At 41.9% G+C, this 18,678-nt stretch carries 16 protein-coding genes and 1 pseudogene; 9 read left to right on the forward strand and 8 right to left on the reverse strand.

Going from position 1 to position 18,678, the window contains the following annotated elements; all coding sequences use genetic code 11:
• A pseudogene (locus tag JWR61_RS23810) lies at positions 1-1,324 on the forward strand (DNA ligase-associated DEXH box helicase); the annotation flags it as partial.
• A 24-nt stretch (positions 1,325-1,348) separates the two neighbouring features.
• On the opposite strand, the gene JWR61_RS23815 reads toward JWR61_RS23810, so the two are convergent.
• On the reverse strand, positions 1,349-1,858 hold the full coding sequence (locus JWR61_RS23815; protein WP_301930200.1) for a hypothetical protein: 510 nt from the start codon (positions 1,856-1,858) through the stop codon (positions 1,349-1,351).
• Between the two features lie 90 nt (positions 1,859-1,948).
• On the opposite strand from JWR61_RS23815, the gene pdeM reads away from it, so the two are divergent.
• Together pdeM and JWR61_RS23825 are read left to right on the forward strand one after the other, a co-directional pair.
• A complete protein-coding gene (gene pdeM / locus JWR61_RS23820) occupies positions 1,949-2,602 on the forward strand; it encodes a ligase-associated DNA damage response endonuclease PdeM (protein WP_290339427.1) in 654 nt (217 codons plus the stop codon).
• Positions 2,602-3,519 carry a histone deacetylase gene (locus JWR61_RS23825; protein ID WP_301930201.1) on the forward strand — a complete coding sequence of 306 codons (918 nt, stop codon included), beginning with the start codon at positions 2,602-2,604 and terminating at the stop codon, positions 3,517-3,519. Before pdeM ends, JWR61_RS23825 begins: the two co-directional genes overlap by 1 nt.
• 76 nt (positions 3,520-3,595) lie before the next feature.
• On the opposite strand, the gene JWR61_RS23830 is transcribed toward JWR61_RS23825, so the two are convergent.
• Both JWR61_RS23830 and JWR61_RS23835 read right to left on the reverse strand, forming a co-directional pair.
• Positions 3,596-4,831, reverse strand: a complete 1,236-nt coding sequence (locus JWR61_RS23830; protein ID WP_301930202.1) for a proline dehydrogenase family protein — start codon at positions 4,829-4,831, stop codon at positions 3,596-3,598.
• Positions 4,832-4,956: 125 nt separating this feature from the next.
• Positions 4,957-5,676: an SDR family oxidoreductase gene (locus JWR61_RS23835; protein WP_301930203.1), complete on the reverse strand. Its 720-nt coding sequence runs from the start codon at positions 5,674-5,676 to the stop codon at positions 4,957-4,959.
• 3 nt (positions 5,677-5,679) lie between these two features.
• On the opposite strand from JWR61_RS23835, the gene JWR61_RS23840 reads away from it, so the two are divergent.
• The 3 genes from JWR61_RS23840 (at position 5,680) to JWR61_RS23850 (ending at position 8,312) form a co-directional block, all read left to right on the forward strand.
• Entirely contained in the window at positions 5,680-7,221 is a 1,542-nt protein-coding gene (locus JWR61_RS23840) for a cryptochrome/photolyase family protein (RefSeq protein ID WP_301930204.1), read from the forward strand.
• Positions 7,205-7,543: a TIGR03643 family protein gene (locus JWR61_RS23845; RefSeq protein ID WP_301930205.1), complete on the forward strand. Its 339-nt coding sequence runs from the start codon at positions 7,205-7,207 to the stop codon at positions 7,541-7,543. The genes JWR61_RS23840 and JWR61_RS23845 overlap by 17 nt, the downstream gene beginning before the upstream one ends.
• Before the next feature lie 262 nt (positions 7,544-7,805).
• On the forward strand, positions 7,806-8,312 hold the full coding sequence (locus JWR61_RS23850) for an acyl-CoA thioesterase (protein WP_290339433.1): 507 nt from the start codon (positions 7,806-7,808) through the stop codon (positions 8,310-8,312).
• 5 nt (positions 8,313-8,317) lie between these two features.
• Here the strand turns inward: JWR61_RS23850 and JWR61_RS23855 are convergent, their stop codons facing one another.
• The 3 genes from JWR61_RS23855 to JWR61_RS23865 all read right to left on the reverse strand — a co-directional run bounded on the left by JWR61_RS23855 (position 8,318) and on the right by JWR61_RS23865 (position 11,399).
• Positions 8,318-9,433, reverse strand: a complete 1,116-nt coding sequence (locus JWR61_RS23855; protein WP_301930206.1) for a carboxypeptidase-like regulatory domain-containing protein — start codon at positions 9,431-9,433, stop codon at positions 8,318-8,320.
• Between the two features lie 76 nt (positions 9,434-9,509).
• Positions 9,510-10,625, reverse strand: a complete 1,116-nt coding sequence (locus JWR61_RS23860; RefSeq protein ID WP_301930207.1) for a carboxypeptidase-like regulatory domain-containing protein — start codon at positions 10,623-10,625, stop codon at positions 9,510-9,512.
• Positions 10,626-10,640: 15 nt separating this feature from the next.
• Complete coding sequence (locus JWR61_RS23865) at positions 10,641-11,399, reverse strand: lysophospholipid acyltransferase family protein (RefSeq protein WP_301930208.1); 759 nt, start codon at positions 11,397-11,399, stop codon at positions 10,641-10,643.
• A gap of 193 nt (positions 11,400-11,592) precedes the next feature.
• On the opposite strand from JWR61_RS23865, the gene hxpB reads away from it, so the two are divergent.
• Complete coding sequence (gene hxpB / locus JWR61_RS23870; protein ID WP_301930209.1) at positions 11,593-12,249, forward strand: hexitol phosphatase HxpB; 657 nt, start codon at positions 11,593-11,595, stop codon at positions 12,247-12,249.
• Between the two features lie 198 nt (positions 12,250-12,447).
• On the forward strand, positions 12,448-12,879 hold the full coding sequence (locus JWR61_RS23875) for a hypothetical protein (protein WP_301930210.1): 432 nt from the start codon (positions 12,448-12,450) through the stop codon (positions 12,877-12,879).
• Between the two features lie 111 nt (positions 12,880-12,990).
• Here JWR61_RS23875 and bglX read toward each other — a convergent pair whose 3' ends face one another.
• The gene (bglX, locus tag JWR61_RS23880; protein WP_301930211.1) at positions 12,991-15,231 is read right to left on the reverse strand and encodes a beta-glucosidase BglX; all 2,241 of its coding nucleotides are present in this window, start codon (positions 15,229-15,231) and stop codon (positions 12,991-12,993) included.
• 160 nt (positions 15,232-15,391) lie between these two features.
• The gene (locus JWR61_RS23885) at positions 15,392-16,552 is read right to left on the reverse strand and encodes an AI-2E family transporter (RefSeq protein WP_301930212.1); all 1,161 of its coding nucleotides are present in this window, start codon (positions 16,550-16,552) and stop codon (positions 15,392-15,394) included.
• A 580-nt stretch (positions 16,553-17,132) separates the two neighbouring features.
• On the opposite strand from JWR61_RS23885, the gene JWR61_RS23890 reads away from it, so the two are divergent.
• Entirely contained in the window at positions 17,133-18,617 is a 1,485-nt protein-coding gene (locus JWR61_RS23890; RefSeq protein ID WP_301930213.1) for a hypothetical protein, read from the forward strand.
• Positions 18,618-18,678: the final 61 nt, after the last annotated feature.

The following is an 18,678-nucleotide window of genomic DNA, read 5'->3' on the forward strand; positions in this document are numbered from 1 at the left end:
CGAAACCTTTATTGAAAGCCGGGAACCCATGCTGTTGTGCTTTGATGTGCTGGCCCAGTACCTGTGCACGCTGGCAGTGTCAGACGGTTTTGTACCTGCTGAAATTTTTGAAGAAATAAAAAAGACACATTGCTATAATCAAATTACTGAAGATGAATGGCAGGAATTGTTGTTCTTTTTAACTGCAGGTGGTGCGGCTTTGCAGCAATATGATGAGTACAAAAAAATAGAAGTGGAAGAGGGCGTTTACCGTATCACCAACCGGCGCATGGCCATGCGGCACCGCATGCACATCGGTACCATTGTAAGTGACTCCATGCTAAAAGTAAAATTCATGAGCGGCGGTTATGTGGGTGTAATCGAAGAGTATTTTATTTCGAGGTTGCAACCGGGTGATGTGTTTACATTAGCCGGCAGAAACCTGGAATATGTGATGATAAAAGATATGACGGCGATTGTAAAAAAATCGACCTCCAAAAAATCAATTGTCCCCAGTTGGAATGGTGGTCGTATGCCACTAAGCGCCAACCTTGGACTGATGCTGCGCAAAACATTTGACAAAGCTTTTGAGATGAATGGCCGCACGCTTGTAAAAAAAGAAAGACTTGAAAACCCTGAACTGTCGGTGCTGAAACCCTTGTTCGATTTGCAGGAAGCTCTGTCGCATATTCCAAAAGAAAATGAACTGCTGATTGAACACATTGAAACCAAAGACGGCTTCCATTTATTTGTATATCCTTTTGAAGGCCGGCTGGTACATGAAGCCATGGCGGCAATACTGGCCTATCGCATCAGCCGGATAACGCCCATCACTTTTAGCTTTGCTATGAATGACTATGGCTTCGAATTATTAAGCGATCAGCCGATACCGGTGGATGATACCAACGTGTATGAATTGTTTAGTCTTGATAATTTGTTTGCAGACATTCAGCGTTCTGTAAACAGTGTTGAAATGGCCAAAAGAAAATTCAGGGATGTGGCCGTTATCGGCGGCCTGATTTTCCAGGGAACGCCAGGCGAGTATGTAAAAACAAAACACCTGCAAAACAGTGCGAGTCTGCTGTTCAATGTGTTTACCGAATATGATCCGAAGAATATTTTATTAAGACAGGCCTACCAGGAAGTGCTGGATCAGCAGATGGAGGAAGTACGCTTGCGCAATATGCTGGAGCGCATACAAAAAGGAAATATTAAAATACAATTTCCGGCCAGGCTTACCCCTTTTTGTTTCCCTTTAAAAGTAGACAGCATGAGAGAAAATCTTTCATCTGAGCAACTCGAAGACAGGATAAAAAGAATGCAGGCCCAGCTGGAAAAAATATAACTTTAGCAGGTCATCTTCTGGCGATTATACCACAAGATATTTTCTTTGCCTCGCATATAGTATAATAAACAGTATGGGAATACCAACGCCAAAGATTACGCTGGTTACACCTGTGAACTGTTTGGTTCCTAGCAAAATAAAATTTCCAATTACTGGTAAAATTTCTCCGGCCGAATAAATCCAAAATCCGTCCTTTTTTAATTTGCGCATCCATAATGCACCAACAAAACAAAGCACCAATGAGACAATACTGATCACCAAAATAGGAACGAGATTGTTCTGCATTAGCTCTATTGCAGCCCTGCCTTTTTGCATATCCTCCAATTGTTTGGCAGTCATTTCCTGACCGGAGCCAGCCGCCTTATCCATAATACCAAGTAAAAATTTGTTGAGCATTGGCGCTAACAGCGTATAAAGTAAGAGGAGACCGCAACCAATAAAAGTTAAAATGGTTAGTGTCTTTAAACCTGAAGGAAGTTCCCGCTTTTCGCCGGCAAAATCCAACACATCAGAAGTTGAGTTAGTTTCATTCATACTATAAATTTTTATCCAAAGTATATACTTATTCTTTCATTTCAAAACCATTCTTTTTCAGAAACCTGTTATCGGGTTACCTTTGCAGCAATGTCATTCGTAATTCCCCACCGTATATACAACAATACCTTTTTGCTGTCGGCTGACCGATGTATTTTTTGGGAAGAAGAAAAAATATTGATTTTATCTGATCTCCATTTAGGCAAGACCGGTCACTTCCGGAAAGCTGGTATTGCCATTCCGCAGGCAGTTTTTAAAGAGGATATGCAACGGCTCGTATCACAATTGCAATCCTTCAAACCCCGACAGGTTATCATCATCGGCGATATGTTTCACAGCGAAAGCAATAAGGAACATGAGTTCTTTTTAAAATGGAGGCAGGACTTTGCATCTTTACCCATTCACCTGGTAAAAGGCAATCATGATATTCTAAAAAAGGAATGGTACGCACTGGCAGACATTACCATACATACCTGCGAACTGCTAATCGGCGATTTTGTTTTTGTACATGATGTGGTGGATTGTACCGTGCCGGATCACGGCTATATTTTCAGTGGCCATATACATCCGGCGGTAACTATCCGTGGCTTGGGTAAGCAATCATTAAGTTTTCCCTGTTTTTATTTTGGCATGCGATACGCCGTGTTGCCCGCCTTCAGCAAATTTACCGGCACATTTACCATTGAACCAAAAGCGGGTGAAAACGTTTTTGCATTGGTGAAGCAAACCATCATCTCATTTTAATGCAGGATAAAATTTTAAAAATCGCATACGACCCAATCTATGCCCATCCTTTACCTGAAGGTCACCGTTTCCCAATGCTGAAATATGAATTGATACCAGCCCAGTTAATACATGAAGGAACAATCACATCAGCAAACATTTTTTCACCTTCTATTTGCCCGGATGAAGTTGTACTATGGACGCATGAGAAAGATTACCTGAACAGGTTGCATAACCAAAACTTATCGCCCAAAGAGCAGCGTCATATTGGTTTTCCGCAATCACCTGCATTAACCACCAGGGAATTGATGATTGCGCAGGGAACGATTGAATGTTGTTATTACGCCATGCAAAATGGAGTGGCGTTAAATGTAGCCGGCGGCACCCACCATGCCTTTGCAGATCATGGCGAAGGATTTTGCATGCTGAATGATATCGCAATTGCAGCCAATTATTTGTTGCATAAAAAGCTGGCGAAACAAGTTTTAATTATTGACCTGGATGTGCACCAGGGCAATGGTACGGCAAAATTGTTTGAAGCCGAAAACAGGGTATTTACTTTCAGCATGCATGGTGAACACAATTATCCTTTTCACAAAGAAAAAAGTGATTTGGACCTGCCTTTAAAAGATGGTATGGATGATGCAACCTATCTTACTTTATTAAAAGAAATCCTGCCTGCGCTCATCGATAAAACAGAGCCAGACTTTGCTTTTTATTTATCCGGTGTTGATATTTTGAATACAGATCGCTATGGTAAATTACAGGTAACTCCGGATGGCTGTAAGCAACGGGATGAATTTATATTTACCAGCTTGCTGCAGCACAATATTCCATGTGCCGTTTCTATGGGCGGCGGTTATAGTGCGGATGTAAAAATAATTGTGGATGCTCATTGCAATACATTCAGAACTGCAAAAGATTTATATGCCCTGTAATTTTTTGCCGATGATTTGTTATGCAAAACCACAGAATACTTCGTGGCCGTAATCTCATTGTTGCAAAGCAATACAATTACAAGGCCTTCCTCCTTGCTACTTCTTTCTTTATTAACCCCAACTCACGGCCTGTTTGGCCGCCCACGGATGAGTTTTCTTCTGCTCTCCGCATCAGGTATGGTATAACATCTTTGATGGGGCCAAATGGTAAATATTTACTAACCGAACAGCCCGCTTTTGCCAGGTTAAAAGTAATGTTGTCACTCATGCCAAACAGTTGGGAAAAATGCACATGCGGATGATTGAGCGGAATATTTTTTTGTTGCAGCAGCTGTGTGGTCAACAAATTGCTTTGCTCATTGTGCGACGCCACAATGACGGCAATGATATCAAGGTGTTCGATACAAAATTGTACGGCCGCGTCATAATCCCGGTCAGTGCTTTGTTTATCTGGCTGGATGGGAGAAGGATAATTCATTTCCGCCGCCCGCAACCTTTCTTTTTCCATATAAGCCCCTCTTACAAGCTTTGCCCCGAGGATAAAATTTCTTTCGGCAGCGGCTTCATAACTATCCTGTAAAAATTTGAGCCGGTCGTGGCGGTATAGTTGCAAGGTATTGTACACCACCACCCTGTTTTTATTAAAGGCGTCCATCATCAAAATGGTAAGGGCATCTACCGGATCCTGTATCCAGGTTTCTTCTGCATCTATCAATACGCCAATTTTTTTTTCCGCCGCCACTTCACAAAGCCGCATCAGTCTAACCCTAACCCGGTGCCACTCTTCCTTTTCGTTGGCGGGTAAATTTTCTATTACAGATAAATAACGCCGCATCAGTGTACCGGATGCTTCCGACATCAGCTGATCCATTTTTTCGAGTAATCCAAACCGGGCCAGCCCTGTTACCTTAACACTCATAAAAGGAATGTTAGCCTGCGTTGCAGCGTATTCTATCACCCGTATAAATTCTTCAGTGGAATGATCAAATCCATGCTCTCCATCATCCCCACCTTCAACACCGTAATCTAAAATTACCTGCACGTCATACTCGCCTAATTTTTTTGCAACGGCAGAAGTTTCTGCCAGCGTTTCGCCACCTACAAACTGTTTAAATATAGTATTGCGGATTACCGGCGTTGTAAAAGGCAATTTCCATTTAATTGCGAGTGGAGTGAATTTCAGGCCAAGGTTTACGAGCCATGGCTTGCCCATGGCGCTGAAAAGAAAATGGGCATTTGTTAGTTCGCTGTTTTTTTTGTACGCAAAAGCATACTCAGTATTATCGAAAGAAATAAAGTGATTGCCGTTCATAAAAATGGAAAATATTTACCAAATATACAGCATACTGTTTCACCGTTTACCTGACCTGGTTCAGTGCGCCGTATGTTTAACGGCATATTATTTTAATTGCAGAGGTTTTAAACAGTTATCGGTAATTATATAGCCTGGTGATTAAAAGGCTGCAAAACCATTTCATTGATAACCCCACTTGCAGGCTGCTGGCATAAAAACCAGATGGCTTTTGCCGCTTCCTGCGATTGCACCATTTTTTCCCGCTGTACTTTTAAATCAATGGTATCCCAAAAAGGTGAATCTACCCCACCCAAAAATAAATTGGTGATGCGGATATCTGTTCTTTTAACTTCTTCCCTTACACTTTGCATCATGCCAACCAGGCCGTATTTACTGGCGCAATAAGCGGCAGCACCGGCCATGGGCACTTTCCCCAATATTCCTGGTATGTTGATGATGAGTCCCTTTTTTACTTCTTTCATAGCAGGCAAAAAAGCTTTTACCAATAAGAAGGTAGCGAATAAATTGGTGTTGAGCGATTGCATAAAATCCTGTTCTGTTAAAGCATCCATGGGTTTTATTATACCAATGCCTGCTGCATTGATAAAGATGTCGATGGAAGCCATCTCTTTAAAATATTTTTCCTTTAATTGGTTTACTGCATCGGGGTCCGATATGTCCAGTGCCACAATTTTTTCCGGAGAAATATTATTCGCTGCAGCAAGTTGTTGCAACTTTTCCTGACTGCGTGCCGCAAGAAATAAATTGGCACCACTGCCTGCTAACAACTTCACCAGCTTTGATCCAATGCCGCCGGTGGCTCCGGCCAGTAATATATTTTTACCATTTAAAGTTTCCATCATAAAATGTTTGCTTCCTCAAACAATGTGGCAACCATTTTGTTTGAAAGCTACTGCAATATGCAATCAGTCACCATCATATTTCCGCACCAGCTTTTTAAACAGCATCCTGCTGTTGATGTCGGCCGCAAGGTTGTACTGGTTGAAGAAACCTTGTTTTTTAAACAGTATAATTTTCATCAGCAAAAAATAATATTGCACCGGGCGAGTATGAAATGCTATGCTGATTTTTTGCAACAACAGGAAATTAAAGTGGAATACATCGAAGCTGATTCCCCTTTATCAGACATAAGACAGTTACTGGCGCAGCTTCATCACCAGTCAATTACCAGCATCCATGTGGCCGATGTTACAGATGACTGGTTGCGCAAACGACTGGCATCAGCCTGTAAAAAATATGCCATCCAAATTGTAAATTATCCAACACCCTGTTTCATCAATACAATGAATGAGGTGAAAGATTATTTTGATAAAAGCAAAACGTATTTTCAAACAGCATTTTATATAGACCAGCGTAAACAACGCAATATTTTACTGGATGCCAACAGGCAACCCGAAGGCGGCCAATGGAGTTTTGATGCAGACAACCGCAAGCGATTTCCGAAAACAGAAAAGGCTCCCATTGTCAATCCGGCAAAGGAAGATGGCGATGTGCAGGAAGCAAAAAAATATGTGTCCGTTCATTTTTCATCCAACTATGGTGATGGAAAAAATTTTATTTATCCCGTTAATTTTAAGGATGCTGAAAAATGGCTGGATGAGTTTTTAGCACAGCGTTTTGAAAAATTCGGCGTGTATGAAGATGCGATTGTTGCGGATGAACACTACCTGCACCATGGCGTACTAACGCCCATGCTGAACATAGGCTTATTATTGCCACAGCAAATTATAAAAAAAGCAATCAAGGCCGCAGCCCAATATAACATTCCACTGAATTCGCTGGAAGGCTTTATACGTCAAATCCTTGGCTGGCGTGAGTTTATACGCATTGTGTACGAGCGGGAAGGCAGCCGCCAGCGTACCGAAAACTACTGGGGATTTACCAGGAAAATTCCCGCCAGTTTTTGGTCAGGTGAAACGGGTATTGTACCCGTGGACAACGTAATAAAAAAGGTATTGCAGACAGGCTACAGCCACCATATTGAAAGGCTGATGGTGATGGGCAATTTTATGTTGCTCTGCGAATTTGATCCGGATGAAGTGTATCGCTGGTTTATGGAAATGTATGTGGATGCTTATGATTGGGTGATGGTGCCAAACGTGTATGGGATGACACAGTTTGCTGATGGCGGGCTGATGACAACCAAGCCTTACATCAGTGGCAGCAATTATTTATTAAAGATGGGCGATTATAAAAAAGGTGAATGGACGGAAACCTGGGATGGATTGTTCTGGCGTTTTATGCAAGTGCACCGGGACTTCTTTTCACAAAACCCCCGTCTTGGCCTGCTGATAAAAACCCTGGATAAAATGCCGGCAGAAAAAAGAAACAGGCATATTGAAACAGCGGAAAATTTTTTAAAAAAACTGGATGAACAACATACATGAAATAGCGCAAGATATTCAGCGGCCCGGCATCAATGAAAAAGCACCGGCGACAATATTTACCGTTATTGAAACAGACCGCATTATTGAAATGGCATGGGAAGACCGCACCAGTTTTGAAGCCATTGAAGTACAATTTGGGTTAAAAGAGAAAGATGTGATTGAGCTGATGCGCAAAGAAATGAAGGCATCGAGTTTCAGAATGTGGCGCAAACGTCATCACGGAAGAAGCACCAAACATGCGGCTTTGCGGGGCAATTCTGTCAATCGTTTTAAATGCAAAAGCCAGCGGGCGATAACATTAAATAAAATCAGTAAAAGATAGCTGCTTTCGTTCGCTGTTTATTTTACTGGTCAGCAGCGTGCTATTTTTTACTTACATAACAAATTTACAAAGCCGCTGAATTCAGCGCATGGTTTTCAACCAGGAAGCTGAAGCCAAATAGCAGCAACCAGTTGAAGGGTGCGACGCCAATGAAGCCCAACCATGGTTCAATGCCCGGATCAAAAAACCTTTTAACAGTGTATGCTGCAACATCCTATACCCGACATCAGCCATTCCAACTTATCTTTGCCAAAATTTTTACATGGACAAAAAAGCAAGCGAATCGCTGGTAGTGATGACGGAACTGGTATTACCTAATGATACCAATACTTTTGGCAACCTGATGGGTGGACGGTTAATGTACTGGATGGACATCGCTTCTGCCCTGGCAGCAATGAAACACTGCGGATCTCCCGTTGTAACCGCTTCGGTTGATAATATCTCTTTTGAAAACCCTATCAGGCTCGGCAATGTAGTGCACATTGAAGCCAAGGTAAGCAGAGCGTTTAAAACCAGTATGGAAGTGCATTTAAAAGTGTGGGGCGAAGATGCATTACATCAATATAAATACAAAAGCAATGAAGCCTATTTTACCTTCGTAGCCCTTGACCCCAACAGCAAACCCAAACCGGTAAACCAGCTGATTGCTGAAACGGCAGAAGAAATAGAATTGTATGCAGGTGCATTAAGACGCAGGCAATTAAGACTGGTACTGGGTGGCAAAATGAAAGCCTCGGAGGCAGAAGAATTAAAAGCGCTGTTTGCGTAAATAAATTATTCCGGCACATAATTGTAAGGCAGCATATTCGCTGCCTTTTCGTATATCCAGTAGCCCGCATACAGCACATCCATTGGGTTGTTAATGATGCCCGCATTGTTAAGACTGATGGCTGGGGACGTAACAGTTACGTAGGCCCGGAACCCAACCGGAAGCCCGCCCTGCAAAAAAGTATTTTTGCTTAAGTAACTTTTTGAAGAAGGATTTTTTCCATATTGTACCATCAACTTGCCGGGAATAACGACATTATAATTACTGGTGTTACTGGTATCAGCTGAGATGATTTGTGCTGCTGTTACTTCGTACGCCATATCCATCTCTTCCCTGCTGCTTTTTTTACTGGTATCACTGCTCATCCGCACCGGCTTTATCAAATAAATATGATAATTTTCTTCCTTTAACCGGTTACTAATAAGCGCCCGGTAAAAATGAATGGTACTGCCATAATAGCAATGCTGCCGGTTCTTTTTCCATTTGTTTTTAACCCCCATTTCGTCAAAGCGGGTATAGCCGTAATATGAGGTGCGACCGCTTTGTTCATCATAAAAAAACTCCACCAGCTCAAAACTTATTTTGTAGCCCAACATTCTGTTTGTTATCACCAAAGGTGTGTCGCTATATGCTTTAAAAGAATTTTTACTGCCGCCGTTGGTAAAATAAATGTCTTTTTTATTTTGAATACTGCTGCGGCTTGCTTCTTCCGTAATACCTAAAAATTCTTTTTCAAAAATCGCCAGGTATTTTTTTCTTACGGCATCTGTTAATATCAATACATCTTTTAACTGTTCGGCTTTTTGTGCCAGTTTAAATACAATTGTATTGTGCTGAAGTGTTGAAGCATCCGGTTTATACACCAGTCGTTCATATCCCACGCTGGAAATAATCAACTCAGCATTTTCCATTGCCGGCAACGGAATTGAAAAAAAACCTTCTGCATTGCTGCTGGTGCCGATAGATGTGTTGTTGAAATATATACTGGCACCCTGCAAAGGCTGAGCGGTGGCCTCATTCACCACTTTACCGCGTATAACGGTTTGTGCCATGACACTCACTGCACCCGTGAATACGGCAATAAAAAAAAGCAGGCTGATTTTACAGTTTATACATCTCATATGGCTTCATGTAGCAGCAGGCTGCAATAATCAATAATTTAAAAATGGCCCGCATGCGCAATGCCGGAACGTTGTACTATTTCAAAGGCTTCGGATCTGGTTGATAGTCGAGCGGCAAAGTATTGGCCAGTTTCTCATAGCTCCAAAAACCACCGTATTCCAATTCACTGTCATCTACAGGCACACCAATGGTTGTCAATTCCACCGGCGCATGTTTAATTTCTATGCTTGCTTCTATCCCTTTTTTTAAATCCCCATCTATATACTCCAATACAGTCCGCAGGTAATTTTTTGTTGCCGGATTGTTGTTGTATTGAATAATAAGCTTGTCTTTTATGCCTATTGAATAATTATTGGTGCTGTCAATCCACAAAACCTGGGTGGCCGTTAGTGGTCTGTAGAGATCCTCATCGCCGGGATGCCGGGCACCGGCTGCAGGTACAGTGTCCTTTACAAATACACCAAACCCCTCCTGGTACAATTTGTTGGCTATAAGACTGCGATAAAAATGCTGGCTGCTTCCAAAGTAGCAATGGTTGCGAGCGGTTTGAAATTGACTGCCATCTGCCAGGGACTCGTAATGGCAATACCCTGAAAAATAGGATTGCCTGGTATATGTATCATAATAAAAACTCACAAGATTATAATACATTTTGTATCCGCAAAGTTTATTTACAACTATCAGTGTGGTATCTGCTGTGGCAATAAATCCTTCGAAGGAAGTATCCCTATCAAAATAAACATCTTTTAAATTGCTCACCGTGCTTTGAACTGCTTCATTTGTAATCCCCAGCAACCCTTGCAGGAAAGCTTGCCGGTAAGCCGGCGTGTTAGCCGTTTCCATAGCATCTTTTGGTAAACTACCAGCCTTCTTTTTGCGCATTTTAAACACAAATTTGTTACTCCCCATTTTTGCCGCGGCTGGTTTAAACGCAAACAACTCATATCCCGGGCTAATAATCACAACATCAGTATTAAAAAAACGGATGTTGTGAAAACTAAATTCGCCCTGAGCATTTGTTTCGGCAGCAATGGTAGTATTGTTGAAATACACGGTAGCATTTGGTATAGCAGCGTCGTTGTTTTCATCAATCACCTTACCTGTAAAACTTACCTGAGCAGTGGCCGTTTGTAAAATAAAAAACAGGGACAGAATGAAGGAGCAAACATTTTTGGGGTATGGTACATGCATAGTTAATCGCTGGGTTCAATTGGTTACGTGGTGCCTGCCTTTCAGCATATATTGTTTGCTTTGTTCAATACTATCCATCACCTGTTCCAGTATGTTTTCACTGGTATCATTGTAGTCAATTTGCAGCGGGGCTTTAAAAGTAATGGTTAGCCGGGTACCTCTCTTTTTAAATTTCAGACCCTTTTTATCAAAGGCACGCCAGTAGCCGCCTATTACAACCGGTATTACAATGGGCTGATGGTGTTTTATAATAAATGCCGTGCCTTTGCGCCCGGGTGCAAACGGTTTGGTTGTTCCCTGTGGAAACGTAATGACCCAGTTGTCGTTCAGCGCCCGTTCAATTTTACGGGTATCACTGGGGTCTAAACTTTTGCGCACTTCTTTTCCATCTTTTACCCAGGTACGCTTTACTGTAATGGCACCACCCAGGCTCAGTATTCTGCTGATCCAGTTTTTCTTCATGGTTTCTTCGGCCGCCACGTAGTAAATTTTTGTAAAAGGCCACAGCAGGTAATAAGGTATTCCCAGGCCATGTTTTTTTCGCCAGCTAACGGCGCAGAAAATATGTATAAAAGTAATTACTTCGGCAAAATAGGTTTGGTGATTGCTGACAAAGAGTACATTTTTCTTGGGCAGCTTGTGCAAATTCTCCATGCCTGTAATCTGCAGCTTATTAAAAATATTAATGCCAGGGTAGGTAATGGTTCCAATAACAGCATATACGATTCCCTTAACAAACCTGCTCTCTTTAAACTTCGTAAAAAACGTTGCCATGTAATTTTTTTAGCCGCAATCTCCCCTGCAATATACGGAATTATCATTTTTATAACTGCCTTAAAACCATCTTTAACGATTGGGTTTTGCAGCATGCCTCCAGGTAATTCATGGGGTTGCCAGCCCATCAGTAGCGACAGCACGTAGCGGCTCCCGTTTTATGCTCCGCGAATAAGTTAATATCTTTACCGCTATGCAATTAAACACCGTAATTTTTGATATGGACGGGCTGCTCGTAGACTCTGAACCCTTATGGGGCGAAGCAGCCGTTGAAGTTTTTAACCGTTATAACTTTCAGTTAACCGCCGCACAGTATGCCACCACCACAGGCATGCGTACCAAAGAGTTTGTTGAGTGGTGGTTTAACCATTATAAAATTGAAGCCCGTCACATGGCCGATGCGGAAAGCGCAATTTTAAAAAGCGTGGTAGAAAAGGTAGGCGCAAAAGCCAAACCCATGCCCGGTGTGGAGCACATCTTCAATTTTTTTATTGAGCGCAATTTTAAAATCGGCCTTGCCACTTCCTCCGGACAGCCGCTGATTGATGTGGTGGTAGATAAGCTGGGCATCCGCAATTTTTTGCAGGCCATTGCCTCCGCCGAAGGCCTGCCCTACGGCAAACCGCACCCGCAGGTGTATTTAAATTGTGCCGAAGCACTGGACACCCGCCCAACGCAGTGCATTTGCTTTGAAGATTCTTTCAACGGCCTCATCGCAGCCAAAGCCGCCCGCATGAAATGCGTGGTAGTACCGGCCCCGCACGACAGAAAAAATGAAAAGTTCAATGCCGCCGATTTAAAAATCTCTTCGCTTGCCAACTTCAACACTTTGCTGATGCAGAGTTTGTAAATATATTTTGATCCGGGCTAAGGGCTATGGTGAGCATCGTTGCGTCGCCCCCTTGTGCTTTTTTGACTTTGATGGGCTTTTATTAGTGGGTAGGATATCGGCAACACCCCGCTTTTGGTTGGATTGACTCAATGGTTTATATTTATTTGCACAAAACAAAATGTTGGGAAATATCATTAATCATTCAAAAAGCGCCACATGGAAAATCCTAAAGTTTTTATCAGCGTTGGAGGAACAGCTAATAGTCAACAAGAAGATTTTGTAAAACTTATTGAGGATAGATTAAAAAGTGAAGACTTGATTCCAAGTACGGTTGGAAGAAACAATTTTAGTGCGGATTCGCCTCTAAAAGCAGTGAAGGAATTGATGAATGATTGTTCAGGCATTTTAATAATAGCATTGGAACGTACATTCTTTGAAAGGGGAGTTGAAAAGAGAGGTGGGCCGCAACAAATTAATCTTAATGAAACAAGGTTTGCAACCCCATGGAATCAAATTATTGCTTGGTCCTTTCCAGACGGAGAATCATTACTTTATGGAAAGTATTTTGGGAGTGCCCCTAATTTCCTTTTATTTCTCAGGATGTCATTCAGCAATTACAAACTCAATGATTTTGTTAAACCAAGGTGAATGAAAGCAAATCAGCAATTGTGATTCAATATACATAATCTGATAACTACGTAAAAAAATTGCAAAGCACTAAGTCCGCAATTAATGTTGCATCAATAGACAATCCAGCCATTATTTCACCAGTTTAAACCCCGCCTCTTTTACACTGGCCGAACTTCCACCAACAAACACTTTAAAATCCCCCGGCTCAAAAATGTACTGCAATTTTTCATTGTAGAACCGCAGGTCATTTGCGGTCAGAGTAAATTCAACTGTTGTGGAGGCTCCTTTTTTCAGCTGTATTTTTTTAAATCCTTTCAACTCTTTTACCGGTCTTACAACACTGCCTACCAAATCACGGGTGTACAATTGCACGGTCTCCTCTCCATCATAATTACCGGTGTTGGTAACCGTACATTTTACTACCAGTTTTTCTGTTGATTTAATAACGGGTTTACTCAATACAATATCGCTGTACCCAAAACTGCTATAGCTTAATCCAAAACCAAACGGATATTTGGGGCTGTTGGGTAAATCAATATAAGATGAAACATAGTTTAAATCACTGTCATTTTTAGCGGGGCGGCCGGTGTTGTAATAATTATAATAGATCGGAATTTGTCCTTCTGTTCTGGGGAAACTAATGGGCAATTTTGCAGAAGGATTGTAATCACCAAACAATACATCGGCGATGGCGTTACCCGCCTGGGTACCCAACCACCAGGTGTACACAATGGCGGGAACGTTGTCTGCGATCCAGTTAAACACCAGCGGCCTTCCGGCACTCATCAGTACCACAACAGGCTTACCCGTTGCCACGATGGCTTTCACCAGGTCTTCCTGCACACCGGGCAGGCGGATGATACTTCTGCTTTTTGCTTCACCGGTCATGTCTCTTGCTTCGCCTACAGTCATCACTACAACATCCGCCTGCATGGCGGCTGCAACGGCTCCACTAAAACCTGCACGGCTGGTATCTTTTATCTCGCAACCTTTTGCATACAATACATTGGAACCCGCAGCCAGTTTGCTTTTCACACCCTCCCACAATGAAACAATGCGGGCGGTATCATCGGGCCAGTCGTAACTCCAGAAACCGAGGTTATCAGATTTTGCTTTTACAAACGGACCAATCAGCGCAATGTTTTTAACGCCTTTACTCAGCGGCAATAACTGCTTTTCATTTTTCAGTAACACGATACTTTTTTTTGCCACTTCTCTTGCTACTTTAATATGATCAGGGTTGTTAAACTGTTCTTTTTCTCTTGCTTCATTGCAAAATCTAAATGGATCATCAAACAGGCCCATTTCAAATTTCTTTCTCAGTATCCTTTTCACGGCATCATCAATCACTGCCATTTTCACTTTACCTTCCTTCACCAATTTGGCTAAATTTTGAATGTAGCTGCGGCTTTCCATATCCATGTCACTGCCTGCATTGGCAGCGGCCATAGCAGCTTCATAATTATCTTTTACAAAACCATGGTTGATCATTTCACCAATACTTCCCCAGTCGCTCACCACAAAACCTTTAAAGCCCCACTGGCCTTTTAAAATGGTTCTTTGCAGGTAGGCATTTCCACTGGCCGGTACGCCGTTCAAATCATTGAAGGAATTCATGAACGTGGCAGCGCCTGCTTTTGCGGCCGCTTCAAATGGAGGTAAATAAGTTTCCAGTAACTGGCGGTTGCTCATATCAACACTATTGTAATCCCTGCCTGCCACTGCTGCACCATAAGCGGCAAAATGTTTGGCGCAGGCCATCATGGCATCTGTATTGCCCAATCCTTTTCCCTGGAAGCCTTTCACCCTTGCTGCGGCAATTAAACTGCCCAGGTAAGTATCTTCACCTGCGCCTTCCATTACCCGGCCCCAGCGTGGGTCCCTTGCTATATCTACCATCGGTGCAAAGGTCCAGTGAATGCCGGCAGCAGCGCCTTCTGTTGCCGCCACCCGTGCAGACAATTCAATGGCCGCAAGATCCCAGCTGGCCGCTTCTGCCAGCGGTATAGGAAAAATTGTTCTGTAACCGTGCACTATGTCCTGCCCAAACAACAGGGGAATTTTCATTCGGGACTGCATGGCCAATTGCTGCAGTGTTCTTGTATGATCTGTACCGGTAACATTCAGCATACTACCCAGCATGCCCTTCTTTATCTGCTCCTGCTTATCGCCGTCTTTCGTTATAGGACCAGTTGCCGCCCAGTCGCCGTTGTACTGGTTCATTTGGCCTATTTTTTCATCCAGTGTCATCAGGCGTAAAACAGAATCTACCTTTTGATCAAGGCTCTTTTTTTGCGCTATGACTTTGTAAAAAGGTGTAACCAGCAATATCAACAAAAACAATGGTGAAAAAAGTAGAGAGGATTTCATACAAGCTGTTTATTTGAAATGCAAAATTACGGAGTGCAGATCAGTGGGACAGTTTTTAAATGAGTTTATTGAGTATATTTCAAATTGTAATTGGATGGCGCTGTCAACCGGTACGGTCATTCAACGGTGGATATTTGCGTTTGGTTTCAATAGCCGTTTGCTAATGATCCGTGGCGTTAGATTTATTTGCCTGGGTAGGTACAACAGCCGCCTTTCTTTTATCACTTAATTTTTTAAGATGCCGCAAGATGCGCTTTTCAGGAATATTTTCAGTGTCATCGCTCAGCAGTATTGACCACGGTTTAAGTGCGTCTATCTGGGAAAAAATCACATTCACAATGGCAATGGTGGGTAGCGCTAAAAAGATACCGGGCAACCCAATCATAGAACCGCCAATTACAACGCCCACAATCGTCATCAGTGCATTAATCTTTACTTTTGATCCGACAATCTTGGTCATCAAAAAATTCGCATCTAAAAAATGGATCGTTTCCATACCGGCAATGATCCAGATAATTTCATTCATGCTTGATGAATTACCCAGGGTTACAAGCACGGTAAAAACAAGGCTTGTAAACAATCCTATATACGGCACAATATTTAGCACCGCTGCAAAGACGCCCAAAAATACAGCATACTTCACCCCGATAATCAACAACACAGCTGAATTGCAGGCTGCTACAATAGCCATTTCTATCAGCAACCCAGTCATGTATTTTTGAATAATCTGTTTTGATTGGAGCAATACAAACTGCAACCGTTCTTTGTGCTGGCTGCTAAAAACGGCAAACAAAAACCGCCTGATTAATTGCCGGTAGCAAAGAATCAGAAAAGAATAAATAGCTACTATAATTGTAAACATGACTGTTTGCGATACGGTAAGAAAAGTTTGGCCAATATACTGGCCGCCCGAATGCCGAACCCCTTCCCGGATATCGTTGATGTAAGATTTTTGTACCTCAGTGCTGATATGCACTTTTTGTTCAAGCCATTTTTGCAGTGAAGTAATATGCCCGGCCAGGTGTTCCCTTATGGCAGGAACATCGTTTAAAAAGCCAATCATCTGCGCTGAAATAAAATAGACAATTGTGGCGATTACTGCAAGGGCTAAAATAACCGCCACAAGGTTGGCCATTGTTGCCGGCAGATAACATTTTTGCAGCAGGTTGGTAACGGGTAACAATAATATCGATAAAAGAATAGAAAAATAAATAGGTACCAGCACGCCATGACCAACAGAAATGAAAATACCGATTAATAAGATCAGTAATAATTGAAAACTAAGTTGCTGGGCGTAAGATATAGTTCTAATGTTGTTCATCGTAGCATTTGCATTTTATCCGCTGAATTTCTCAAGCTAAAAAATAGTGAAATCAAAAACAATGGTGAGTAAATTATGTGCCGGATTTATGCAACGGCAAAAACGCTCTCCAAAAATTCAGTGGGCATTATTTTACTCACTACCTCAATTTATTCAATACCTCGCCAATAGAACAACGTATTTTTCAGTCCCCAATACTTCACAACAAAATTTTTAAACATTCGTTTCCTTTGAGTATTTCTTCCTGCAGACAGGTGCTGGCTGGTTGCTGTTCAGTCCATTTGAAAACATTCATAAAGGTGGCTGGTGCGGACTGCGGTACACTGGCAAAACCCCAAAACGTTTTGCTGGTGTCATTTATGACCGTAATACGAGGTCTGATAGCGGAATGGAAACGGCTTGTGGCGAAATTAATACAGTAGTAACTTTCTAATTATTAAATTACCTTCCTGAAGAAAATTGCACATTATAATATCAAGGGCGGTGTAGGTAAAACTACTACCACCGTTAATATCGGCACTTAAAATGATGTGCTGGTTACAATTAACTTCAGCTGAGTGTAAAAAAATGAATCTCCATTATGAACCGTACGAGTGTTACTTTACTGTTGTTTTTAACAGCTGCTCTACTTATTATTTATTACCCGGTTTTTACTGCTGAGTTCCTCTATACAGATGAAGCCAACCAGCTTTGGGATGCCGCAACCAGGCTGAATTTTGAAACATCTGTTCCACAGGGAAGATTACTTACCTACAAAATTTTTGAATGGGTATTCAGCCACATACACACTGTTCACCAGGTTATTTATGCCCGCCTTTTTTCTTTCTTTGGATGGATACTGTGCTTGCCGGTTTGGTATTATATTATCAGTACCCTGGTTGTTAAAAACGGTTTACCCAAACAGCTTGTCTTGCTGGCAATGGTTTATCTTATCTGCATGCCACCCTTTATTATTTACATTGGATGGAGCGCCTGTATGGAAATGTTTATAGCCTGTTTAAGTGCGCTGCTGTCTGGGTTTGTGTTATATCAAGGTATAAGCTACAATGGTGAACTGGTAGAAGTATCATCTAAACGGATAGCACTATCCATTATTACAGGTGTAACCGCATTGTTCATTTATCAACATTGTTTTGGCTGCTTTTTTATTCCTTTTTTTATTCATTTTATCGCCACAAAAAAAATCAGCAAAACCATTTATATCGGCTTTGCTTTTTCCCTGGTAATCTTTATCGTGTATTACCTGGCATTTAAATACACCCTGAATGTGTATGCATTGCCAGCCAGTAGCAGAGGGGCGTTCGCCACTAATCCAGTGAATAAATTGTTGTTTTTTTTCTCAATGCCGCTGGCAACGGCTTTTCATTTTACGTATATTTTTACAGAAAAAAGTGTTGAGGGACTGATTGTTTACGGAACTGTTTTATTCGGATGGATGGCGGCTACTCTAATCACGCAGCGCACAAAATCACCGGCAGATAAACTGGTGTATTTATTGGGGCTGATTGTTTTTGCCATGTTCGCCGATCTGCCTTCTCTTATCGTACAGGAAAATTATTCTTCCAACCGCACTTTGTTTGCCCTGGATATGATTGCATTGTTACTTGTAGCGGAAACAATTTTTTCTCTGATTAAAAAAGAAAACACCAGTAATATTGTTGCAGGCGGATTTAGCATTTTCTTTTTAATGAATGCCTGGTATAATTACCATAAACAATTTATTGATCCGTTACAGGTGGAATATAGCCTGCTTAAGAATGTCATTACAAAACAATATCAGCCGGGTATCACCTCCATCTATTTTATTTGCCCCGGCGAAAATACATTCAAAGAAAAATATGGTATTACCCCTTCATGGGATGAATTTGGTATTCCTTCCACTGCAAAAATTTGGGCGCCTGAACCTACCATTAAACAATTGATTTTTGAAAAGACCGGCGACCGAAAAATTGCAGAAAAAATGGCAGTAAAAAGCTGGCCAAATAAAGTTGCCTTTGAATCTTCCGGAGGCACTCTTCCTCCAGGCGGGTTGTTGATTGACATGGAAGCAACACTGGCTAAATAATATGACGCGGGGAAAAGAAGTTCGTCTTATAAGAAACTCGAACTATTTGGATGAATTAAAG

Origin of the sequence: Ferruginibacter sp. (genome assembly GCF_028288465.1) — a bacterium.
Lineage (GTDB): Bacteria > Bacteroidota > Bacteroidia > Chitinophagales > Chitinophagaceae > Ferruginibacter.